The organism is Bradyrhizobium sp. WSM4872 (genome assembly GCF_055811715.1).
In genome coordinates this window covers 476,780-497,412 of record NZ_JBVVPT010000002.1, presented here as the reverse complement: position 1 = coordinate 497,412, position 20,633 = coordinate 476,780, and the positions used below count along the sequence as shown (strand labels likewise).

The 20,633-nt window shown below is 64.2% G+C and carries 21 protein-coding genes, 1 tRNA gene and 1 pseudogene; 13 read left to right on the top strand and 10 right to left on the bottom strand.

Features of this window, described 5'->3' with window-relative positions; genetic code table 11:
• Positions 1–43: 43 nt before the first annotated feature.
• Positions 44–346: a hypothetical protein gene (locus AC0L3C_RS05545; RefSeq protein WP_473258806.1), complete on the bottom strand. Its 303-nt coding sequence runs from the start codon at positions 344–346 to the stop codon at positions 44–46.
• A 111-nt stretch (positions 347–457) separates the two neighbouring features.
• On the opposite strand from AC0L3C_RS05545, the gene AC0L3C_RS05540 reads away from it, so the two are divergent.
• A complete protein-coding gene (locus AC0L3C_RS05540; protein WP_007611843.1) occupies positions 458–622 on the top strand; it encodes a ribosome modulation factor in 165 nt (54 codons plus the stop codon).
• A gap of 2 nt (positions 623–624) precedes the next feature.
• Here the strand turns inward: AC0L3C_RS05540 and AC0L3C_RS05535 are convergent, their stop codons facing one another.
• A complete protein-coding gene (locus AC0L3C_RS05535; RefSeq protein ID WP_473407363.1) occupies positions 625–1,155 on the bottom strand; it encodes a gamma carbonic anhydrase family protein in 531 nt (176 codons plus the stop codon).
• A 90-nt stretch (positions 1,156–1,245) separates the two neighbouring features.
• Positions 1,246–1,575 (bottom strand): DUF6949 family protein, encoded by a 330-nt coding sequence (locus tag AC0L3C_RS05530; protein WP_473258810.1) that lies wholly within the window; start codon positions 1,573–1,575, stop codon positions 1,246–1,248.
• Positions 1,576–1,794: 219 nt separating this feature from the next.
• On the opposite strand from AC0L3C_RS05530, the gene AC0L3C_RS05525 reads away from it, so the two are divergent.
• Both AC0L3C_RS05525 and AC0L3C_RS05520 read left to right on the top strand, forming a co-directional pair.
• Positions 1,795–2,502, top strand: coding sequence for a hypothetical protein (locus AC0L3C_RS05525; protein WP_473279653.1), 708 nt, complete (start codon positions 1,795–1,797; stop codon positions 2,500–2,502).
• A gap of 237 nt (positions 2,503–2,739) precedes the next feature.
• Positions 2,740–3,096, top strand: coding sequence for a PaaI family thioesterase (locus AC0L3C_RS05520; protein WP_473407362.1), 357 nt, complete (start codon positions 2,740–2,742; stop codon positions 3,094–3,096).
• 108 nt (positions 3,097–3,204) lie between these two features.
• On the opposite strand, the gene AC0L3C_RS05515 is transcribed toward AC0L3C_RS05520, so the two are convergent.
• Positions 3,205–3,423, bottom strand: coding sequence for a DUF3126 family protein (locus AC0L3C_RS05515; RefSeq protein WP_007602550.1), 219 nt, complete (start codon positions 3,421–3,423; stop codon positions 3,205–3,207).
• Between the two features lie 193 nt (positions 3,424–3,616).
• Entirely contained in the window at positions 3,617–4,441 is an 825-nt protein-coding gene (gene cysE, locus AC0L3C_RS05510) for a serine O-acetyltransferase (RefSeq protein WP_007602549.1), read from the bottom strand.
• A 275-nt stretch (positions 4,442–4,716) separates the two neighbouring features.
• Here cysE and AC0L3C_RS05505 point away from each other — a divergent pair, with 275 nt between their 5' ends.
• Positions 4,717–6,093, top strand: coding sequence for a hypothetical protein (locus AC0L3C_RS05505; protein ID WP_473407361.1), 1,377 nt, complete (start codon positions 4,717–4,719; stop codon positions 6,091–6,093).
• On the opposite strand, the gene AC0L3C_RS05500 is transcribed toward AC0L3C_RS05505, so the two are convergent.
• Entirely contained in the window at positions 6,079–6,834 is a 756-nt protein-coding gene (locus AC0L3C_RS05500) for an alpha/beta fold hydrolase (RefSeq protein ID WP_473407390.1), read from the bottom strand. The two genes, AC0L3C_RS05505 and AC0L3C_RS05500, sit on opposite strands and share 15 nt — an antisense overlap.
• Positions 6,835–6,868: 34 nt before the next feature.
• On the bottom strand, positions 6,869–8,002 hold the full coding sequence (locus AC0L3C_RS05495) for a hypothetical protein (protein WP_473258821.1): 1,134 nt from the start codon (positions 8,000–8,002) through the stop codon (positions 6,869–6,871).
• A 305-nt stretch (positions 8,003–8,307) separates the two neighbouring features.
• On the opposite strand from AC0L3C_RS05495, the gene AC0L3C_RS05490 reads away from it, so the two are divergent.
• Together AC0L3C_RS05490 and AC0L3C_RS05485 are read left to right on the top strand one after the other, a co-directional pair.
• Positions 8,308–8,553, top strand: coding sequence for a zinc-finger domain-containing protein (locus tag AC0L3C_RS05490; protein ID WP_007602543.1), 246 nt, complete (start codon positions 8,308–8,310; stop codon positions 8,551–8,553).
• 19 nt (positions 8,554–8,572) lie between these two features.
• Positions 8,573–9,775 (top strand): FAD-dependent monooxygenase, encoded by a 1,203-nt coding sequence (locus tag AC0L3C_RS05485; protein WP_473258823.1) that lies wholly within the window; start codon positions 8,573–8,575, stop codon positions 9,773–9,775.
• Between the two features lie 25 nt (positions 9,776–9,800).
• Here the strand turns inward: AC0L3C_RS05485 and AC0L3C_RS05480 are convergent, their stop codons facing one another.
• The gene (locus AC0L3C_RS05480) at positions 9,801–10,214 is read right to left on the bottom strand and encodes a twin-arginine translocation pathway signal (protein ID WP_473258825.1); all 414 of its coding nucleotides are present in this window, start codon (positions 10,212–10,214) and stop codon (positions 9,801–9,803) included.
• A gap of 172 nt (positions 10,215–10,386) precedes the next feature.
• On the opposite strand from AC0L3C_RS05480, the gene AC0L3C_RS05475 reads away from it, so the two are divergent.
• From AC0L3C_RS05475 to AC0L3C_RS05465, 3 genes are all read left to right on the top strand, one after another.
• Positions 10,387–10,475 (top strand) — tRNA-Leu (locus AC0L3C_RS05475).
• 160 nt (positions 10,476–10,635) lie between these two features.
• Positions 10,636–11,886: a multidrug effflux MFS transporter gene (locus AC0L3C_RS05470; protein ID WP_473407360.1), complete on the top strand. Its 1,251-nt coding sequence runs from the start codon at positions 10,636–10,638 to the stop codon at positions 11,884–11,886.
• Positions 11,887–11,940: 54 nt separating this feature from the next.
• Positions 11,941–12,081, top strand: coding sequence for a hypothetical protein (locus AC0L3C_RS05465; RefSeq protein WP_473279645.1), 141 nt, complete (start codon positions 11,941–11,943; stop codon positions 12,079–12,081).
• Positions 12,082–12,090: 9 nt separating this feature from the next.
• Here the strand turns inward: AC0L3C_RS05465 and AC0L3C_RS05460 are convergent.
• A pseudogene (locus tag AC0L3C_RS05460) lies at positions 12,091–13,721 on the bottom strand (glycosyltransferase family 39 protein).
• A gap of 205 nt (positions 13,722–13,926) precedes the next feature.
• Positions 13,927–15,534, bottom strand: a complete 1,608-nt coding sequence (locus tag AC0L3C_RS05455; protein WP_473258864.1) for an ABC transporter substrate-binding protein — start codon at positions 15,532–15,534, stop codon at positions 13,927–13,929.
• Between the two features lie 280 nt (positions 15,535–15,814).
• On the opposite strand from AC0L3C_RS05455, the gene AC0L3C_RS05450 reads away from it, so the two are divergent.
• From AC0L3C_RS05450 to AC0L3C_RS05435, 4 genes are all read left to right on the top strand, one after another.
• Positions 15,815–16,945 (top strand): M20/M25/M40 family metallo-hydrolase, encoded by a 1,131-nt coding sequence (locus AC0L3C_RS05450; RefSeq protein ID WP_473258866.1) that lies wholly within the window; start codon positions 15,815–15,817, stop codon positions 16,943–16,945.
• 167 nt (positions 16,946–17,112) lie between these two features.
• Positions 17,113–18,054: an ABC transporter permease gene (locus AC0L3C_RS05445; RefSeq protein WP_007602533.1), complete on the top strand. Its 942-nt coding sequence runs from the start codon at positions 17,113–17,115 to the stop codon at positions 18,052–18,054.
• Positions 18,055–18,075: 21 nt separating this feature from the next.
• Positions 18,076–18,963: an ABC transporter permease gene (locus AC0L3C_RS05440; protein WP_007611875.1), complete on the top strand. Its 888-nt coding sequence runs from the start codon at positions 18,076–18,078 to the stop codon at positions 18,961–18,963.
• 14 nt (positions 18,964–18,977) lie between these two features.
• Positions 18,978–20,627 (top strand): ABC transporter ATP-binding protein, encoded by a 1,650-nt coding sequence (locus tag AC0L3C_RS05435; RefSeq protein ID WP_473407389.1) that lies wholly within the window; start codon positions 18,978–18,980, stop codon positions 20,625–20,627.
• Positions 20,628–20,633: the final 6 nt, after the last annotated feature.

Sequence of the window (20,633 nt, the reverse complement as noted above, 5' to 3'; positions counted from 1 at the left end):
GCGGCGTTCCTGACAGCCTCACTGTCTCACTTCCCCGCGAGCATCAGCAGCCGCGGCAGATGCTCTTGAGCTTCTTGTCGAGCAGCCGGTTCTCGGCGTTGACGGCGGCGTCGGTGGATCCACCTCCACCGGTCCCGGTGGTGGTTCCGGAGGTGGCATTCGCTCCCGATGATTGAGCAGTACCCAGACTGTTGGTGCCGGGCGCAGTCGCCGGAGAATTGGCCACACCTCCAGCCGATCCCGCCGAGCCGCCGGTGGCTTGCGCGAACGATACGGCCGGCATCGCGGCAAGGGCGAAGATCACGATCACGGTCTTGATTGAACAGGTTGTGGGCAATCTGGCCATTCTAATTCTCCTTCGCCGATCAACCGCCGCAGCAATGACCGGTTCCGGAACAAATGCCGTCGCATCAGCTTGAAACCGGGAAGGCTCCGAAAACAGAAAGGCGCAGTCACGATGAACGATCGCGATGCTTTTGCAGAAGGCGAACGCGCGGCGCGTCAAAACATTCCGGCGGAAGCCAATCCGTACCAAGACGGCAGCGACGAGCATGCCCTGTGGTCCGCGGGGCACGAGAAGGTCGCAAGCGCAATAGAAGCGCGCGAGTCCGAAGGAAGCTGAGCTCACCCGATCCGCTTGAGGCCCTTCGTGAAGCGCGGGCCGTTGGCGACGTAGAACTTCGCCGCGCTACCCATCTTCTGCACCTGGGCGTCGTCGAGCGTGCGGATCACCCGCGCCGGCGAACCGATGATCAGGGACCGTTCGGGGAATTCCTTGCCCTCGGTGATGACGGAGCCGGCGCCGACGATGCTGTTGCGGCCGATCCTGGCGCCGTTCATCACGATGGAGCCCATGCCGACGAGCGCGCCCTCCTCGATGGTGCAGCCGTGCAGGATGACGTTATGGCCGACCGTGCAGTTCCTGCCGATGTGAAGCGGAAAGCCGAGATCGGTGTGGCAGGTCGAGCCGTCCTGCACGTTGGCGCCGTCGCCGATCTCGATCCACTCATTGTCGCCGCGCAGCACCGCACCGAACCAGACGCTCGCGCCGGGCTTCAGGCGCACGCGGCCGATCACGGTGGCGGTCTCCGCGATGAAGTAATTGCCGTCGGCGGGAAGATCGGGCGCTTGCCCGTCGAGCTCGTAGATCGCCATGAGGGTCTCCTGTCGCGTCGACCCCAGCCATAGCGAAATGGCAGCGTCGACGCAAAGGGCCGCCGTGAAGGCAGCCCTACAGCGCCCGTATCAGACCAGAACGCCGGCCGCGCGCAGCGTCATCAGGAAGAAGGTGCCGCTCATCATGCTCCAGAAGCCGGCGATGACGGTCGCCATCATCACGAATTCGACGCGGCGGCTCTCCAGCTGCCTGCCGCGCAGGGTGTTGCGCATGATGATGAAAGGCGCTGCGAACACCAGGAACGGAACCGCCGCGAAGGTCTTCGGCGCCACGCCGTCCTGCAACAGACCGAAGCCGGCCGGCCGCTGTGCGATCGTCTGGTATCCGCTCACGAGCGCTCCCGCGAGCGCGAAACCGATGCCGATCGAGAAGAAGGTATTGAGAGCTTCAGGTGTCATCGGAACGGTCCGCCCTTACGCAACGCGAGGTGCCTTCCTGTGACAAATAGTGCCGGTTAACGCTACATTATCCTTAAGCGAAGGTTAACGCCGCCGGCCGACCCACGCAGGCCTCTCTCCCTTTCGTGCAGCCGGTGAACGCTCCGCGAAATCGCAGCCGCGTGGCATATTCGCCGCTGATTCGTCGGCCATCGGCCGACTTCCGGCTCATTGCGGCTCATGACGGTGTTTTCGGCAACCTCCCCCCAGTCTCCCCGGGCGCGCACCCGGGCCCACGTGGTCCCGATCGTGCTCGGCGGCATTGCCGCGGTGTGTGCCGTCGCGCTCGTCGCCTATTTGTTGTGGCCGACCTGGGGCCCGAGCGGCGCGAGCGCCCCGGACAAGCTGCCGGTGAGCGTCGGCGGGACGCTGTTCAACCTGCCGACCAACGCGATCCGCATGAAGATCCAGCGCCACTCCGGGCCGCAGGAGCGGATCGATCTCGATTTCCTGTACCCTTCGCTGGAGCCGCCGGGCGCGCCGAAGCACGTCACCGCCGATAGCGTGGATGCGGCGATGCAGCCGATCGACCGCATCTTCCTGTCGATCGCCGCGCATCGCGATGCGCTGTCGCCCGAGCAGCGCGCAGCCACGATCTATCCGCGCTATCTCGACCAGGCCGCGGCAATGCCTCAGGACGGGCTGACGATGCGGATATTCCGTGTCGACACGCCCTATGGCAGCGAGGATCTCTATTCTGCCGCAAGTCCCGCGCTGACCGCGCGCTGCACCCGCGATGGAGCGACGCCCGGCATGTGCCTCGCCGAACGCCGCGTCGGCGGCGCCGACCTCACCTTCCGCTTTCCGCGCAGCTGGCTGTCGCAATGGCGCGATGCGGCGGAAGCGATGGACCGCCTCACGGCGCAATTGCGCGGGCCGCGGGGCTGAGCGCGGCGTCTCTGCCGTGCCGCGCGACAGGCATGCGGGGACAAGCCTGGAGCCGTCCCAACAATAATCTCGAAAACAACCCCATGCACAGTAGCCAGGCGTCTGTAATCACTTCGTATTTTTGATACTTCGGTTTTTCGAAATCGAACTTGACCCGTCGGGCAAAACAGGAGCATGATGCCATCATGGGGCGATCGACTTGAACGATGCGGCAGCAGATCTCCCGCCGGAGCCCAGTTGCTGGGACGGGAATGGCTTGGCTTCGACGACAACGGGGATGCGCTAATCCGCTTCCAGGCTCAGCCGGCTTTCACCAACAGGCACGGGACGATCCAGGGCGGATTTCTGGCGGCGATGCTTGACTCCGCCACCGGCATCTGTGCGCTGGCCGCGCTCTCGTCCGAGTTGACCGTCGTCACAAAGAGTCTTGATACCCGCTTCCTGAAGCCGGCAGCGGTCGGCCCCATCACGGCCCGGGCGCGTGTTGTCGAGCAGACCGATCGCGACATGGTCGTGCGAGCCAAGCTCGTCGATGCAGCCGGCATCACTGTCGCCGATGCCACGGCGCGGCTGCGTGTTCTTGCAAAGAAATAGCGTATGAGCTGCGGGAATAGGATCCGTCATTGCGAGCAAAGCGAAGCAATCCAGACCGCGTCCACGGAGAGACTTTGGATTGCTTCGCTCGCAATGACGAAAAGAAAACTATTCCTGGTCGACCAGGTCGTCCTCGAGGATCGCCATCTGGAACTGGAACGAGCGATCGTCGTCCTCGTCGTCGACGAAGAGCACACCGATGAACTCCTCGCCGATATAGACCTCGGCGGAATCATCCTTCTTCGGCCGCGGCACGACGCGGATCTTGGGATTGCCGAATACGCGCTTCAGATACGCGTCGAGCTTCCTAACTTCCTTGACGTCCACGGCAAGTCTCCAATCGAAATCTGGGTTGGCGCGGGTTTTAGGACGAGACGCGACCAACCGCCAGCATGAATTGCCAAAGAATTTTGGGGACGAAAGGGGCGGAAAATCTGCCCCTTCCGACAAGCTCGAAGTCCCGCCTCAGAGTCCCCTCTCAGAGTCCCCTCTCAGAGACCCACCTCAAAGTCCCATGGCGTTAAAGTCCCATGGCGTTGATCATCTGATCCATGGTGCGCGACGGCTCGGCGCAGCCGGCTTCGCCGACGACCTTGGCCGGAACGCCCGCGACCGTCACGTTGTGCGGCACCGGTTTGACCACGACCGAGCCCGCCGCGATGCGGGCGCAATGACCGATCTCGATGTTGCCGAGGATCTTCGCGCCGGCGCCGATCAGGACGCCGTGACGGATTTTCGGATGGCGGTCCTCGTTCTCCTTGCCGGTGCCGCCGAGCGTGACGCCGTGCAGGATCGAAACGTCGTCCTCGATCAGCGCCGTCTCACCGCAGACGAAGCCGGTGGCGTGGTCGAGGAAGATGCCGCGGCCGATACGCGCGGCGGGATTGATGTCGGTCTGGAAGACCGCAGATGCCCGGCTCTGCAGATAATACGCAAAATCCTTGCGGCCCTTCAGATAGAGCCAATGTGCGAGGCGGTGGGTCTGGATGGCGTGAAAGCCCTTGAAATAGAGCAAGGGATCGATGAAGCGCGAGGTCGCGGGGTCGCGGTCGTAGACGGCGACGAGATCGGCGCGGAAGGCGTTGCCGAGATCGGGATCGTCGCGCAACGCCTCGTCATAGGTCTGGCGCACGAGATCGCCCGACAGCGCGGAGTGATCGAGCCGGTCGGCGACACGATGAATCACCGCATCTTCCAGGCGGCTGTGATGCAGCACGGTCGAATAGATGAAGGTCGCAAGCTCCGGCTCGCGATGGACGATGTCCTCCGCTTCGCCGCGGATCCGATCCCAGATCGGATCGAGCGTTGCGAGCTTTCCTCCCGGATTGACCTGATGCACTGCCATGAGATCTGCTCTTTCGAATTGGCTCGTTTCACTGGTTCTATAACACAGTCTAGGCGACAAAGTCCTGACGGGCTTGCCTGAGAGTGAACAGTGTGTTGCCCAGCGAGGGTATGCCAACACGTTGAATCACAACAGTTTCTTCCGACACCCCGGGCGGCAAGGTCGGCTCAAAATGGTCAGGGTTTCGCCAAATTCAAGCCGGGCGGCGTCAAACTATTGGTGAATTCCGCCTCAACCGTGATTGCGGGCATGGTCCGAGTGAGGACGGAGCGGATTTGACCATCACCACTGATCATGCGCGCGCGGGCGCCGCGGGCTCACTCTGGCTGCGGCTGGCCGGGATTGCCCTGCCGCTGCTGTTGATCGCGCCGGCGTTCTGGAACGGCTATCCGCTGTTGCAATGGGATACCGGAGGCTATCTGGCGCGCTGGTACGAGGGCTATCTCGTCCCGAGCCGCTCCACGGTGTTCGGCATCTATCTGCACTATGGCGAGAGTTCTGGTTTCTGGATCAACCTCGCGGTCCAGTCGCTGGCGACGCTGTGGCTGTTGCAGCTCACCTTGCGCGTGCTCTCGATGATGCAGACGTTCCGCTTCATCGCGATCAGCCTGCTTCTGATCCTGTCGACTGCGCTGCCCTGGCTGGCCAGCATGTTGCTCACCGACATCTTTGCAGGCCTGTCGGTGCTGTCGCTATTCCTGCTGGTCATCGGTGGACAGCGGACCTCCGCGCTCGAAAAGATCACGCTGTTCGTCTTCACCGCCTTTGCCGCTGCGACCCACAGCGCCACGCTCGGCGTGCTGCTCGGTCTCTGCGTTGCAGGCTGGATGCTGCGGCCATTCCTGCGCGCGCGTCTGCCCGTCGCAGGACTGGCGCAGGCGAGCCTGACCATCATCGTGGGCGGGCTGATGCTGGTGTCAGCCAACCATGCGCTGTCAGGCAAATGGGCCTGGACCCCCGGCGGCACGGGGGTCGCCTTCGGCCGCATGATGCAGGACGGCATCGTCGCGCGTTATCTCAACGACCATTGCCCGCGCGAAAAACTCAAGCTCTGCCCCTATCGCGACCAATTGCCGGCGACCGCCGACGAATTCCTGTGGGGCAAGAGCATGTTCAACACGCTAGGCCGGTTCGAGGGCATGAACGACGAGATGGGCACCATCGTCGTGGGTTCGCTCGCCGACTATCCCGTCTGGCAGGTCGGCGCGGCGTTGCGGGCGATGGGCCAGCAATTGCTGCATGTGGCGACCGGCGAAGGCGCAAGTGTCTGGATCCCGCACACTTACGGCATCATCGAGCGCTACATCCCCTCCCAGGTCGCGCCGATGCGCGCCGCGCGCCAGCAGCATTGGGCCCTCGACTTCGACTACGTCAACTGGCTGCACGTGCCCGTCGCGCTGGCCTCGATGCTGGCGCTCCTCGTGCTGCTCGGCCACGCGCTCGCACATCGCCGGCTGGACGATCTGACGCTGCTGGCGGCGACGGTGACTCTGGCGCTGCTCGGCAACGCCTTCATCTGCGCCGTCATCTCCGGCCCCCACGATCGCTACGGCGCGCGGATGGTGTGGGTTGCGACCTTCGTGGTGCTGATGGCGCTGTTTCGCTCGTTCGGCGACGACGGGCCTGCGGACGAAACCTCAGGCGCGGCGTGAGAGGAAATCGAGCACGCCAGTCTTGTAGACCTTGTCGCCGACCGCCCGCATGTGATCGCGGTTCGGAATGTCGAGCACTTCCGAACCCGGGATGATGGCGCCGAGTGCGCTGGCCGAGCCCGCGACGTCGTCGGTCGAGCCGACCGCGATCAGCACGGGCACGTCGATGCGCGCGGCTTCGTCCTTGGTCATGAGATCGCGCGTGCCGCGCAGGCAGGCGGCCAGCGCCTTGCGGTCGGAACGGGTCTGGTCTGCAAAAGCACGAAACGTGCGTCCGACGGGATCGGAGACGTCGTCGAGCGACGGCGCCTCCAGCGCCTTGGCGACGTTCTCGCCGGGCCCGGTGCCCTCGATCAGGCCGCCGATGCCGATGCCGCCGAGAATCGCCGAGCGCAGCCGCTGCGGCTCGTTGAGGGAGAGCCAGGCCGTCATCCGCCCGCCCATCGAATAGCCCATGAGATCGGCCTGCGGGATGGAGAGGTGATCCATCAGCGCGAGCACGTCGCCGGCCATGGTCGGGATCGAGTACTGCGCGGGCTCGTAGAGCTTTGCGCTTTCGCCATGGCCGCGATTGTCGAGGGCAATGACGCGACGGCCGTTCTTGCGCAGCTCCGAGACCCAGGTCGGATAGACCCAGTTCACGTTCTTGCTGGAGGCAAAGCCGTGCACCAGGATGATCGGATCGCCCTCGCCTTCGTCGAGATAGGCAATTTCAACGGCGCCGTTGTGAAAGCTCGGCATCATCAGTTCCGCAATCTTGAGGGGAAGAGGTATCTTAGGCCGTGACGGCAGCGCTTGTCAGGACGGCCTCGGCGATCCGGGCCTGGCGAAGTCGCCGCGCCCGCCTGCGATCGCACCAGGCCTGGGTCAGGCGCTCCGTCGTCGCCTTGATCGAGGACAACAGACCGAACAGCGTCAAGGCCGCGCCGAACAGCCAGAGTGCAAGATTGAACGCCCCGCCGATCAGCAGCAGCGCGCCGCGGCCGAGCAGCTTCAGGATCGCGCGCGTCTTGCCGCCCTGGGCTTCCGCGAGCCGCGCCGCGCGTGCGACGTCCTTGGGACCTTCAGCGATGCGCAGGCTATCCATCGCGCCGCGCGTGCCGGTCTTCTCGACGACTCGCGTGACATCCTTGCCGAGCCGAACCAGCGCGCCGGCTTTCTCGGCGCGGAACGCAGCCTTGATCGCGCTCAAGGTCTGGCCCGGCCGCAACACGGAGCCGGAGGCAACCGCGTTCTGGAGCATCGGGGTATCGACGACCTCGCGTGCGGACCGGCCGGCCCATGCCGCCAATCCCTCGCCGAGCCGGCCCACCTTGCGCGCGTCCTTCACCAGCGTCAGCCCGGCGCGAACCGGCGCGGCACCGCCGACAGACACGTAGGTCACGGCCGTGACGGCGAGACCCGCGGCCGCAAGGCCCAGCACGAGGCGATCGGTCTCCTCGCCCATGGCGAGGTGCTTGCCCTCGCGCACGACATCCCTGATGTCGCCGATGACGAAGAGATCGCCGGCCACGGTCCCCGACAAGCTCGCGACATCGTCCGCGTTGCCGGTGACGAGACCCGTGGCAAACCGTTTTGCGAAATGCGAGGTGGAATCTTCGGCTTTGACCGCGTCGCTGACACGGCTCAGGAGGTTATCAGGCAGCGCGATGTTCCGGTCGCGCGCCAGCGCGACAAAACTGTCGGCGAGATCGGCATCGCCCGATGCAAGCGCGGCCTCGATGTTGTCCTGAATCAGGCGGTCGTTGTGCCGCAGCAGTGCGTCGAGCTTGATCTCGGACAGCGCGGCGGGATCGTCCCGGGCGGCCAGAATCGCGCCGGCCTCTCGGGCGTGCGGTGCTACCTGCGCGAGCAAGAAGCCGCATGCCGCGATACCGGTCAACGCTGTGCTGATTCGCAACCACTTCATGCGGAGAGCCTGGACGGTCCTGAGATCGTTGACGCCTGACGGTTCGTCTTTCGTCGCAATTACGCTCGTCCACAGAGATAGTATGCCAAAATTGCGACACAACGTCCCCGACGAAAGAAGGGCTTCTCTCAGGCCGCAAGATTGTGTCGAATTTGCATGAGCAAATGAGCATGGGGCATTGCGGAGCTTTCGGTTCCGCTGGACTAGCAATCATCTACACCCAACAGTATGGTCCGCGGCGCCTTAATAATGCCGCGTCAGTCATGATTGTTGTCTGCCGCCATTGCCACTCCAGGATGAGTACGATGTCCGACCATGTCGTCCCGCACTTCCACAACGATGCCGGTGTCCCCGTCATCGAGATCGGCTCGCAAGAGTTCATGTGCGTGGGCGCCAACCCTCCGTTCGATCATCCGCACGTCTTCCTCGACCTCGGCAATGACAACGAGATCATCTGCCCCTACTGCTCGACGTTGTACCGTTTCGCCGCCGACCTGAAGGCGGGCGAAGCCCGTCCGCCGGAATGCGTCCTGAAGGACAAGGTGGCCTGACCGCTTCCATCGGCCAGGGGTGGCGCTCTCCCGAACGATTGTCATCGCCGGTGCCGGCATAGGTGGACTAACGGCTGCGCTTGCGCTCGCGGCCCGCGGCTTCCGCATCGTCGTCCTGGAAAAGGCCGAGCGGCTCGAGGAAGTCGGCGCCGGTCTGCAACTCTCCCCCAATGCCAGCCGCGTGCTGGTCGAGCTCGGCCTTGCCGAGCACCTCAAGCTGCGCGCCGTGATCCCGGAGGCGGTCTCGATCATGAGCGCGCGGGCCGGCGGCGAACTGTTGCGGATGCCGCTGGGAGAAGCCGCCGCCGCGCGCGCCGGCGCCCCCTATTGGGTGGTGCACCGCGCCGACCTGCAATCCGCCCTCGCCGGCGCAGTCTCCGACCATCCCGATATCGACCTGAAACTCGGCGCGACGTTCGAAGACGTCGCGCCTCACGCCAAGGGGCTGACGGTCGTCCATCGCAGCGGCACGATCCGGCGCAGCGATCTCGCCAGTGCGCTGATCGGCGCCGACGGCATCTGGTCGACGGTGCGCCAGCATCTGTTTCCCGAGGTGCAGCCGCGCTTCTCCGGGCTGATTGCCTGGCGCGGTACGCTCGATGCCACGCAACTGCCGAAGGACTACACCACGCGCCGGGTCCAGCTCTGGATGGGCCCGAATGCCCATCTCGTCGCCTACCCGATCGCGGGCGGACGCCAGATCAACGTGGTCGCGGTGCTGCCGGGCACCTGGAACAGACCGGGCTGGAGCACGCCCGGTGATCCCCGCGAGGTGATGGACGCCTTCGCCGCGCCGCGCTGGCCGCCAGCGGCGCGCATGATGCTCGCCACGATCGACAGCTGGCGGAAATGGGCGCTGTTCGGCGTCCCCGACGACTGCCCCTGGAGCAAAGGGTCGGTCGCGCTGCTCGGCGACGCCGTGCATGCGATGCTGCCGTTTGCGGCGCAGGGCGCCGGCATGGCAATCGAGGACGCTGCGGTGCTCGCGCAGCATTTGAGCCCTGAGATCGCCGAGAGCACCGCGGGAATCACGGCTGCGCTGAAACAATACGGCCGGACGCGTCAGGCGCGCGTGCGGCGGGTGCAGCGGACTGCGCGGCAGCAGGGCCGCATCTATCATTTCACTGGGCCGCTCGCGTTCGCGCGCGATCTTGCGGTCCGGGCGCTCGGCCCGGAACGCATGCTGGCACGGCAGGACTGGATCTACGGCTGGCGGCCCTGACGCGAGACGCTGATGGCAGGACGTTTCAGCGCACTGCTCTTGTCGATTTCGGGCCAGGCTGGTTCAGACCAGGATTGGCCGCGGGCGCCTCGGGCGGCGTTTCCCGGCACCTGTTGCGGCGCCAAGCGTCATCGGCCATCTGCGCCTGCCCGCGTACCGCGACGTAATCGTTGCGGTAGGCAAGCTCCGACACCACGGCGCCGCCCGCGCCGGTTTGTGCCTTGTCCATCAGCCTCTGCAAATCAGCGGTGCGGCTGGCGAGCGACTTGCGCTCGCCTTCGAGCTGCTTGCAATCGTACAATTCGTACTTGGCGGGATCGGCAAAGGCCGGAGCGACCGTCTCGCTCATGCCGGCGCAGCCGGACAGCGCGAAGCCGGCCGCGAGCAGCGCGGCGGCCACGCAGCACGTGCGCAGGCGAGATTGGACCAAAGCAGACATGTCGGATGAATAGTCCCCGTCGATTGAGAATGCCTAAAGCAACAACAGATGTCCGGATTGAGGCTTTGCCTTGTGCCGCCGGCTCGCCTAAGGAAGAACCGCCCCTCCGGCCTGCAAATGCCAATTCCAGACCGCCGGTAAGGGACTTAAGTGGCTGATCTCGTTGGATCAAGCGGGCATGGCGGAATTGGTAGACGCAAGGGACTTAAAATCCCTCGGCGCGCAAGCGCTGTGCCGGTTCGACCCCGGCTGCCCGCACCACGAAAGCTGCGCGGACGATCCCACCGACCGCCGCGGCCGCAAGCGCTGATACCTCATCAATTCCTGCCTGCTCCTGCACCGCCTGCCAGCCATCCCGAATCATCGCTTGTGCAACGCAGCATCGGGGTTAGACAAGGACCTCAAATCAGAGGTGAGCTACTTGTCCGACGTCAATGCCGACGATTGGGTGTCCTCGGGACACCGCCCCATGGGTTTTCCCGAATTCATCATCGTAATCGCGTCGATCATGGCGCTCAATCCGCTTGCGATGGACATGATGCTCCCGGCGCTGCCCAACATCGGGTCGGCCTTCAATATCCCGGTCGCTAACCATCTTCAGCTGGTGCTGTCGACCTTCCTGATCGGCTTTGGCGCGGGGCAGTTCGTCATGGGCCCGCTGTCGGACCGCTTCGGCCGCCGCCCGGTGCTGCTCGGCGGGATGGCGGTCTATGCGGTGGCAAGCGTGCTGGCGATTGCCGCGCCGTCGTTCGAGACGCTGCTGCTGGCGCGCGCATTGCAGGGCTTCGGCACCTCGGCGACGCGGGTGATCGCGACCTCGATCGTGCGCGACTGTTACGTCGGCCGCCGCATGGCGAGCGTGATGTCGCTCGCGATGATGATCTTCATCGCGGTCCCCGTAATCGCCCCCTCGTTCGGACAGGCGGTGCTGCTGGTGACGGCGTGGCGCGGCATCTTCGTCGTGCTGATGCTCTACGGTCTGCTCGCGCTTGCATGGTCGGTGCTGCGGCTTCCGGAGACCCTGCCTGAGAGCGAACGCAGGTCGCTCGCGCCGGCCGACGTGCTCACGGCCTACTGGCAGACCGTGACCCATCGCCAAACTCTCGGCTACGCGCTCGCAGCTGGCAGCGTCATGGGTGCGCTGTTCGCCTACGTATTTTCGGCCCAGCAAGTTTTTGTCGGCATCTATCATCTTGGCCATTATTTTCCGCTCGCCTTCGCCGCGATCGCGGCCGGCACCGCCATTGCCGGCTTCCTCAACGCGAGATTCGTCGGGACCCTCGGCATGCGCGTGATCTCGCACGGCGCGCTGACGCTCTACACCGCGGTGGCGGGTGTGATGCTGCTGACGGAAAGCCTCGGCGCGTTACCGCTTCCCCTGTTCATGGTGCTTTCGGCGCTGATGATGTTCTCGTTCGGCATGATGGTTGCCAACTTCACCGCACTCGCGATGGAGCCGCAGGGCCACATCGCCGGCACGGCGTCCTCGCTCTACGGCTCGATCACCACGCTGATCGGCATCGCCGTCGGCATGGCGATCGGGCAAAGCTTCGACGGCACGTTGCTGCCGTTCTCGGTCGGGTTCTTCGTGTCGTCACTCGCCGCGCTCGGGATCGTGCTGGTGGTGGAGAGAGGACGGTTGTTCAGGCCGCATCATCGCGCCATCGGGTGAGGAACTTCGCGGCGCTCTCGATGTTGTACTGCAACAATTTGAAAAGGCGCTTCAATGGAACCGAAACCCCGTAAAGACAACGACGCCGCGGAGCGGGCGAAGACGGAACGCACGCCGTCGGGCGCCGAAAAGACCGCCGTCACCGTGCCATTCGCGAGTGAAGGGCTCGAGCGGGTCCGCGACAGCCACTGCTGACGAAGACGCCTATTGCGTTGCGCGCCTGCTGGCGCTGAAATCGTCCGCAATGCCTTCGGGTGCCGCACCACTTCCACGGGGCGGCACCATCAGCACAACCACTTCCCGTGTGAGACCGGGCCGGCCCCATAGCTGCGCCTGTACAATCAATTCCCGCCTCATGAAGTGCCCGGCACGCCCGGCCACCCAGTCCATCCACCGGCTGCAATCATCCTGATCGCGGAAACAGAGCGCGGCCCAGCCGCGGTCCAGCGTCACCTTGCGCGGCAAACCCCCGGGATATTGATCCTCGAACGGCCGCACGTAGTGCGGATGGTCCGGGCTGTAGAACGCTGTCGCGAACGCCAGCGAATCGTCGCCGCTGACGCCGGCGAGCGGCTCGTCCGTCAGTTCGCGCCACTCGCGTGTCAATCGGCTCGCCGCCTGCGCGTAGAAATTGCGCCCCTCCTCGTAACCGTGATCGTTGCGATAAACCGCGTGGATCGGCGCGGCGACGAGGACGGCCGTAAGCGCGACGCTGGCCACGACCACGGTGAGGTTGACGGTGTAAAAGCGCTCGATTGGATAATTTGTGCCGCAGACCACGAGAATGGCGAACAGAAACAACCCTTGCAAAGCCCACAGGGACGGCAGATCGGTGCCCATCACGAGCGAGATCAGGACCGGCAACGCAATCGTGCCGACGGCAACGTAAAAGAGAAGCCGCAGGCCCGGATGCATCGCCGCGAAATCGTCCGGAAACTGCTTCAGCCGCCTGCCGGCGATCAACACCCAGGCGACGGCTGACACGCTGATGGCGGCAACAGCCCCAGCAGGAAATTCCTGGCCTCACCGAGCGAGCTCACCGCAGTGCCGTTGGCATGGTTCAGCGCGTAGGTGAAGGTCGGTGCCCCCGTCGTCGCGAGCCAATGAACATGCGGTGACAGCGCTGCAAGCCCGACGACCACCGAGATCCAGGGCGAAGCAGAAGTGAAATAGGCGCGTCGCGCCGGATGTGCCAGCGCGGCAAGCGTGAAGCTCGCGACGAGGAAGATCGAATAATATTTGCCGACCATGGCGAGCGCCGTCGTGCATCCCACGGCGATCGCCCACGACGCCGCTCGGGTCTCGAATGCGCGCAAGAAGCACCAGGTCGCCAGCGGCCAGACGGCCAGCAGCACCGCATTGGCGTTGAAGCGCTGGGCATGAAACTGATAGGCCGGTGTCAGCATCAGGAGCAACAGCAACAGCACCCGCTTGTGCCCCGTCACGAATTGCCGCGCGATCCGGTCGACGAAGACCAGCGCAAGCCCGGCATTGGCCATCGCCATCAATTGCAGCGACCACTCGCTGAGCGGAAAGATGGCGCTCCAGCTCGCGGCAACCCAGCCGGTCAATGGCGGATGCTTGTGATAGCCCCAGGCGAAATGCCGCCCCAGCGTCCAGGCTTCCAGCGTATCGGGGTGCAGACCGCCGCCGGCATAGGCGACCGCCAGATAGAGTGTCCAGATCGCGACGAAGCAGGCGATGAGAAGCGGCGCGGCCCAGCCCGTCTCGACGCCATCGAGCCAACGCAGGAATGGCCGGCGCCATCGCGCCGGCGCGCGATCGGACCGTTCGGCCATCGCCTGGAATGCAAAATCGATCGGCACTGGAATCAAATGGAGGAAGGAAGGTGATGCGCAAGAACGGCACATCTAGTTCAGTACGGAAACAAATAGCAATGATTGGAAACTGGAAAAGATTGAAAACGTCCGCCTTCTCGGCCGGCGCAAGGTCGACAAACGACTAAGATCGACAAACGACAACGGCGCCGCTGATGACAGCGGCGCCGCATGGTGATCCGGAGGAAAGGAAGAGTTCGCCCTACTCCGACTTGTCGACGTTCCAGAACAACGGGGTCGCGGGACCGTCGAGCACGCCGGTCAGCGATTTACGCCAGCCGCTCGGCAGGAGATACTGTCCCAGCGGGATGTAGATCACCTGCTCATAGGCTTCCTTCTGGATCTCAGCGGCGATCTTCTTCTGATCGTCGAGCGAGGCGGCGCGAACGAAGTCATCCTTGAGCTTTTCGATCTTGGCGTTCTCGGCCCAACCAAACCAGCCCTTCTTGCCCTGGCCGCCGATCGAGAGATTGGCGATCGGGTTGGAGACGTCGGCCGCGACCCAGTTGGTGAAGAACATGTTCCAGCCGCCCTCCTTCGGAGGCTTCTGGCTGGCGCGGCGGCTCACCACCGTCTGCCAATCGGTCGCTTGCAGGTCGACCTTGAAGCCGGCCTCGCGCAGCAACTGAGCCGCAACGATCGGCTGCGCCTTCAGCGTCGTGACATCGCCGGGGGCCATGATCACGATCGGGGTGCCGTCATAGCCGGATTCGGCGAGCGCCTTCTTGGCTTCGGCCATGCCGTTGCCCTTCACCAGCGTCTCCCCGCCGACTTCGGTCGCGAACGGCGTATCGCACACGAAGAAAGCGCCACAGATCTTCTGATATTTGGCGTTGCCGACGAGTGCGTCGAGAACATCCTTCTGGTTGATCGCCAGCAAGGCAGCACGGCGCACTTTGACGTTATCGAACGGCGGATAGAGGAAGTTCATCCGGCCGAGAGTCTGGAAACCGAACTTGTTCGAGACCTCGATCGTGATCTCCTTGTTCGCCTCCAGCAACGGAAGCATGTCGTAAGGCAGATTTTCCACGAAGTCGATGTCGCCCGACTGCAACGCGTTCACCGCGGTCTGCGAGTCCGGCATGGTGATCCACTCGACGCGGTCGACCTTCACCACCTTGCCGCCGGAGGTCCAGCTCGACGGCTCCTTGCGCGGCACGTAGTCGGTGTTCTTGACGTAGACCGCCTTCACGCCCGGCTGGAATTCCGACTGCACGAATTTGAAGGGACCCGAACCGATCTGCTCGGGGATCTGCTTGTCCGGCGGCGTCTCGGCCAGGCGCTTCGGCATCATGAAGGCAACGCGGGAGGACGGCTTGCCGATCGAGTCGAGCACGAGGCCGTAGGGCTCCTTCAGCTTCAGCGTGATGGTCTTGGCATCGGTCGCCTCGATGCTCGCGGTGAAGTCGAACAGTTTCTGGCCCATGCCGTCGACTGCGCCCCAGCGCTTGAGCGAGGCAACGCAGTCCTCCGCCGTCACCGGCGCACCGTCATGCCACTTCAGGCCGTCGCGCAGCGTGAACGTGTAGGTGAGCTTGTCGTCGGAGATCTTCCAGTCCGCCATCTGCGGCTGGATCTTGAAGTTCGAATCGGGCGCCACGAGCGTGTCGTAGATCATGTAGCCATGGTCACGCGTGATGTAGGCCGTGGTGAAGATCGGATCGATGATGCGCAGATCCGAATGCATCACCGCCGTGATGGTCTTGCCGGCCGCAAGCACCGGCGAGGCCAGTGCGGTCGAAAGCGCGACGACCGACAGCGCAAGTTTGGAGGCGAACGCGCGAGGCCCCCGGCGCATCAACTTAAACATAAAAAGTTCTCCTGACGTGAAACTGTTCAAAGGCAGGTTATCGATTGAGCATCCGGTTCGTTCTTTAGGCGAACTAACCTCATGCAATGCCTTTATCTTTTCGAGACTTGCAGACAGTGCCGAGCGCGTCAATCCGGTTTCGCTGCAAGCCCAAGCGGCGCGCGCACGGGCTCCACAAGGATCGGTTTGGCTCTAAAACGCTCTCCGCCTGTCCTGACCCGCGCCGATGCAATGCGCGTTCCATGTTCCGAAGCCCAAGAGACATTGGAGAGACATTGAGATGAATCCAGCCAATCTTCCCTTCGATTCCGAAGCGATGCTCCAGGGTCTGCGCGACTGGGTGGAATGCGAAAGCCCGACCTGGGATGCGAATGCCGTGAATCGCATGCTCGATATCGCGGCGCGGGAGATGGCGATCATGGGTGCGACGATCGAGCGCATCGCCGGTCGCCAGGGCTTTGGCGGCGTGATCCGCGCCCGCTTTCCGCATCCGAAGCAAGGCGAGCCCGGCATCCTGATTGCCGGACACATGGATACCGTCCACCCCACGGGCACCATCGAGAAGCTGAAATGGCGCCGCGAGGGCAGCAAGTGCTACGGACCCGGCATCTACGACATGAAGGGCGGCAATTATCTTTCGCTGGAAGCGATCCGGCAACTGGCCCGCGCCTCGTTCACGACGCCGCTGCCGATCACCGTGCTGTTCACGCCCGACGAGGAAGTCGGCACACCCTCCACGCGCGATATCATCGAGGCGGAAGCCGCGCGCAACAAATACGTGCTGGTGCCCGAGCCCGGCCGCGCTGACAACGGCGTCACCACCGGACGTTACGCCATCGCGCGTTTCAATCTCGAGGCGACCGGCCGGCCCAGCCACGCCGGCGCGACTTTGTCGGCGGGCCGCTCGGCTATCCGCGAGATGGCGCGGCAAATCCTCGCCATCGACGCGATGACGGGCGAGGACTGCACGTTTTCGGTCGGCGTCGTGCATGGGGGTCAATGGGTCAATTGCGTTGCCACGACCACCACCGGCGAAGCGCTTTCGATGGCCAAGCGCCAGGCCGACCTCGATCGCGGCGTCGAGAGGATGCTGGCGCTCTCCGGTACAACCAATGATGTCACCTTCAACGTGACGCGCGGCGTGACACGTCCGGTCTGGGAGCCCGATGCCGGTACGATGGCGCTTTACGAAAAGGCGCGCGTGATCGCCAAGTCGCTTGGCGCAGAACTGCCGCATGCGAGCGCCGGCGGCGGCTCCGACGGCAATTTCACCGGCGCAATGGGCATTCCGACTCTCGACGGCCTGGGCGTGCGTGGCGGCAACGGCCACACGCTCGAAGAGTATATCGAGGTCGAAAGTCTCGTCGAACGCGGCCGGCTGATGGCGGGGCTGCTCGCGACTCTCGAGTAATGGCGCAAGCCAGGTCACCAAAACCGGGCCAGGTCACCAAAACAAGTTGACCGCACTGCAAAAACCGTGGCCCGGATGGCATGGGAATTGCTGAAATGTTAGGCTGGTGGCAGAACGCAGCCTTCAGCCGCTGTCTCTGATCTGACTCTAATCTGACGGGATCCAACTTGCTCGGATATCTCCTTCGCCGAATTCTCGCCGCCGTGCCCGTGATGGGCGTGGTGGCGCTATTCGTCTTCCTCCTGCTCCGCCTCACCCCGGGCGATCCCGCCGCGATTCTTGCCGGCGACAACGCCACGCCGGAGCGGCTCGAGCGCATCCGCACCTCGCTCGGCCTCAACGAGCCGCTGATCGTGCAGTTCATCACCTGGCTGAACAAGCTGCTGCATGGCGATCTCGGAACTTCACTCATCTCCAACCTTCCGGTGATGAAGATGATCGGCCAGCGGGTCGAGCCGTCGATCTCGATCGCGCTGTCGACCATCATCCTCGCCGTCATCGTCGCCGTTCCCCTGGGTGTGATCGCGGCCTGGAAGCACGGCACCTGGATCGACCGCTTCGTGATGGGCCTGTCCGTGCTCGGCTTCTCGGTGCCGGTGTTCGTGGTCGGCTACATCCTGATCGAGGTCTTCGCGATCGACCTGCGCTGGGTGCCGGTGCAGGGCTTCCGCAGCATCTCGAACGGTTTCGGGCCGTTCTTCGAGCGCATCATCCTGCCGACCTGTGCGCTGTCCTTCATCTACATCGCTTTGATCGCGCGCATGACGCGCGCGGCGATGCTCGACGTGCTCGGCGAGGATTACGTCCGCACCGCGCGCGCAAAAGGCATCAACGAAGTCGCCGTGATGATGCGCCATGCGCTGCGCAACGCCGCCGTGCCCGTGATCACAGTGATCGGTACCGGCTTTGCGCTTTTGATCTCCGGGGTCGTCGTCACCGAGAGCGTGTTCAACATTCCCGGCATCGGCCGCCTCACGGTGGACGCGGTGCTGGCGCGCGACTATCCGGTGATCCAGGCCATGATCTTGCTGACGTCATTGATCTATGTCGTCGTCAACCTCCTGATCGACGTCGCCTACACGCTGCTCGATCCCCGGATCCGGTACTAGGGCTAAGGATAACAACGAAAAATGTCGGTCGATACCCTTCCCCAGTCGTCCATTCCGATCACGTCGCCGCTGCGGCCGCGCTTCGGATTCCTGACCTCGACGCCGATCATCGCGGCAGCGACCATCTGCCTGGCGTTGGTTGTGCTGATCTCGATCCTGGCGCCGTTGATCGCGCCGTATGATCCGATCCAGCTTGCGCCCTCGCAGCGGCTGAAGCCCTCTTCGGCGCAATTCCTGCTCGGCACCGACGCCTATGGCCGCGACCTGCTGTCGCGCGTCATGTATGGCGGACGCATTTCGCTTCTGATCGGCATCGGTTCGGCGATCATGTCGATCGTCATTGGGTTGGCGATCGGCCTCGTCTCCGGCTTCTTCAAGCTGGTCGATTCGGTCATGATGCGGATCATGGACGGCCTGATGGCAATGCCGAGCATCCTGCTGGCAATCGCCGTGGTGTCGCTGTCCGGCGCCAGCCTTTGGACCGTCTTGATCGCGATCACGATCCCCGAAGTTCCGCGCGTGGCACGCCTGGTGCGCTCGGTCGTGCTCTCGGCGCGCGAAGAGCCCTATGTCGAAGCGGCGATCTCCGTCGGCACATCCCTGCCGAAGATCATGTGGCGGCATTTGATGCCGAACACAATCGCACCTCTGATCGTGCAGGGCAGCTACGTCTGCGCGTCCGCGATCCTCACCGAGGCCATCCTCTCCTTCCTCGGCGCCGGCATCTCGCCGGAAACGCCGACCTGGGGCAACATCATGGCCGAGGGCCGTCAGTACTTCCAGCTCAAGCCGACGCTGATCTTCTGGCCGGGCCTGCTGCTCTCGATCGCGATCCTCAGCATCAATTTGATCGGCGATGCCGCCCGCGACGCACTCGATCCGCGCATGAAGCAGCGGGAAGGCAAATGATGACCGATCAAGTGATGACCAGCCCCATTCTCGACATCAACAATCTCGTCGTCTCCGTCGGCAAGAAGCCGAATGCCGCAAACATCCTCGACGGCATCTCGATCCAGGTGCACGAGCGCGAGACGCTGTGCCTCGTCGGCGAAAGCGGCTCGGGCAAGTCGGTGACCTCGCTGACCACGATGGGTCTGCTGCCGAAGGGCACGCTGATTCCCACCGGCGGCAGCGTCAAGCTGGTCGGCGAGGAGATTCTCACCGCGACCGACCGCCGCCTGCGGCAGCTCCGCGCGACGCGGATGGCGATGATCTTCCAGGAGCCGATGACGGCACTCAATCCGGTGATGCCGGTCGGCCGCCAGATCGACGAAGTCCTGCGCGCGCACACCAAACTCGATGCGAAGGCGCGCAAGAAGCGCATCCTCGACATGATGGAGCAGGTGCGCCTGCCCCAGGTCGAGCGTATCTTTGCCTCCTATCCTCACCGACTCTCCGGCGGTCAGCGCCAGCGCATCATGATTGCGATGGCACTCGTGCTCGAACCGAAGCTGCTCATCGCGGACGAACCGACCACCGCGCTCGACGTCACCACGCAGAAGCAGATCTTGACCCTGATCCGCGACCTCCAGCGCGATCACGGAACCGCCGTGCTGTTCATCACCCACGACATGGGCGTGGTCGCAGAGATCGCCGACCGCGTCGCGGTGATGCGGCAGGGCCGACTGGTCGAGACCGGAACGCTGGATTCCATCCTGCGCAATCCGACCATGGAATACACCCGCAACCTGCTCTCTGCAGTGCCGAGCCTGGTGCCGCGCGCGGCACGGCCTGAGACCAAGGAACCGGTGGTGCTGGAGGCCAACGAGCTCGGCAAGGTCTATCGCGAGCGCGCGTTCTTCGGTAAAGGCCGCGAAGTCGTCGCTGCCGACAGGGTCACGCTGACGCTACGCAAGGGTCGCACGCTCGGCATCGTCGGCGAGAGCGGCTCAGGCAAATCGACCGTGGCGCGCTGCATCGTCCGCCTGATCGACCCGACCTCCGGCGGCGTGCGCCTCTCCGGCCGCGAGATCTCGGACATCTCGCGGCGGCTGTTGCAGCCGCATCGCAAGAAGATCCAGATCGTGTTCCAGGACCCCTACCGCTCGCTCAACCCGCGCGTCACCGTCGGCGAAAGCATTGCGGAAGGCCCGATCAATTACGGCGTGTCGCATGCCGACGCAATGAAGCGTGCCCGCGAATTGCTGGAGCTGGTCGGCCTGCCCGCCGATGCGGTCGCACGCTATCCGCACCAGTTTTCCGGCGGCCAGCGTCAGCGCATTGCGATCGCCCGCGCGCTCGCGCTCGATCCCGACGTACTGGTCGCGGACGAGGCGGTCTCCGCCCTCGACGTCTCCGTGCAGGCGCAGGTGCTGGACCTGTTCGACGAGATCCAGAAGCGGCTCGGCATCGCCATCCTGTTCATCACTCACGATCTGCGCGTCGCAGCACAGATCTGCGACGAGGTCGTGGTGATGCAGCACGGCCGCGTTGTCGAGCAGGGCCCGGCCGCCGAAGTGCTGACGCATCCGAAGGAGGCGTACACCAGAGACTTGCTCGAGGCCGCGCCAGGCCGCGGCTGGGATTTTGCGAACTTCCGGCCAGTGGCCGAGGGCGTGGCGGCTAGCGCCTAGTCTCTC

Coding starts and splice junctions, on each gene's coding strand:
- AC0L3C_RS05545 (WP_473258806.1), bottom strand. CDS start 346: ATGGCCAGATTGCCCACAACCTGTTCAATCAAGACCGTGATCGTGATC.
- AC0L3C_RS05540 (WP_007611843.1), top strand. CDS start 458: ATGAACGATCGCGATGCTTTTGCAGAAGGCGAACGCGCGGCGCGTCAA.
- AC0L3C_RS05535 (WP_473407363.1), bottom strand. CDS start 1,155: ATGGCGATCTACGAGCTCGACGGGCAAGCGCCCGATCTTCCCGCCGAC.
- AC0L3C_RS05530 (WP_473258810.1), bottom strand. CDS start 1,575: ATGACACCTGAAGCTCTCAATACCTTCTTCTCGATCGGCATCGGTTTC.
- AC0L3C_RS05525 (WP_473279653.1), top strand. CDS start 1,795: ATGACGGTGTTTTCGGCAACCTCCCCCCAGTCTCCCCGGGCGCGCACC.
- cysE (WP_007602549.1), bottom strand. CDS start 4,441: ATGGCAGTGCATCAGGTCAATCCGGGAGGAAAGCTCGCAACGCTCGAT.
- AC0L3C_RS05500 (WP_473407390.1), bottom strand. CDS start 6,834: ATGCCGAGCTTTCACAACGGCGCCGTTGAAATTGCCTATCTCGACGAA.
- AC0L3C_RS05495 (WP_473258821.1), bottom strand. CDS start 8,002: ATGAAGTGGTTGCGAATCAGCACAGCGTTGACCGGTATCGCGGCATGC.
- AC0L3C_RS05490 (WP_007602543.1), top strand. CDS start 8,308: ATGTCCGACCATGTCGTCCCGCACTTCCACAACGATGCCGGTGTCCCC.
- AC0L3C_RS05480 (WP_473258825.1), bottom strand. CDS start 10,214: ATGTCTGCTTTGGTCCAATCTCGCCTGCGCACGTGCTGCGTGGCCGCC.
- AC0L3C_RS05465 (WP_473279645.1), top strand. CDS start 11,941: ATGGAACCGAAACCCCGTAAAGACAACGACGCCGCGGAGCGGGCGAAG.
- AC0L3C_RS05455 (WP_473258864.1), bottom strand. CDS start 15,534: ATGTTTAAGTTGATGCGCCGGGGGCCTCGCGCGTTCGCCTCCAAACTT.
- AC0L3C_RS05450 (WP_473258866.1), top strand. CDS start 15,815: ATGAATCCAGCCAATCTTCCCTTCGATTCCGAAGCGATGCTCCAGGGT.
- AC0L3C_RS05440 (WP_007611875.1), top strand. CDS start 18,076: ATGTCGGTCGATACCCTTCCCCAGTCGTCCATTCCGATCACGTCGCCG.
- AC0L3C_RS05435 (WP_473407389.1), top strand. CDS start 18,978: ATGACCAGCCCCATTCTCGACATCAACAATCTCGTCGTCTCCGTCGGC.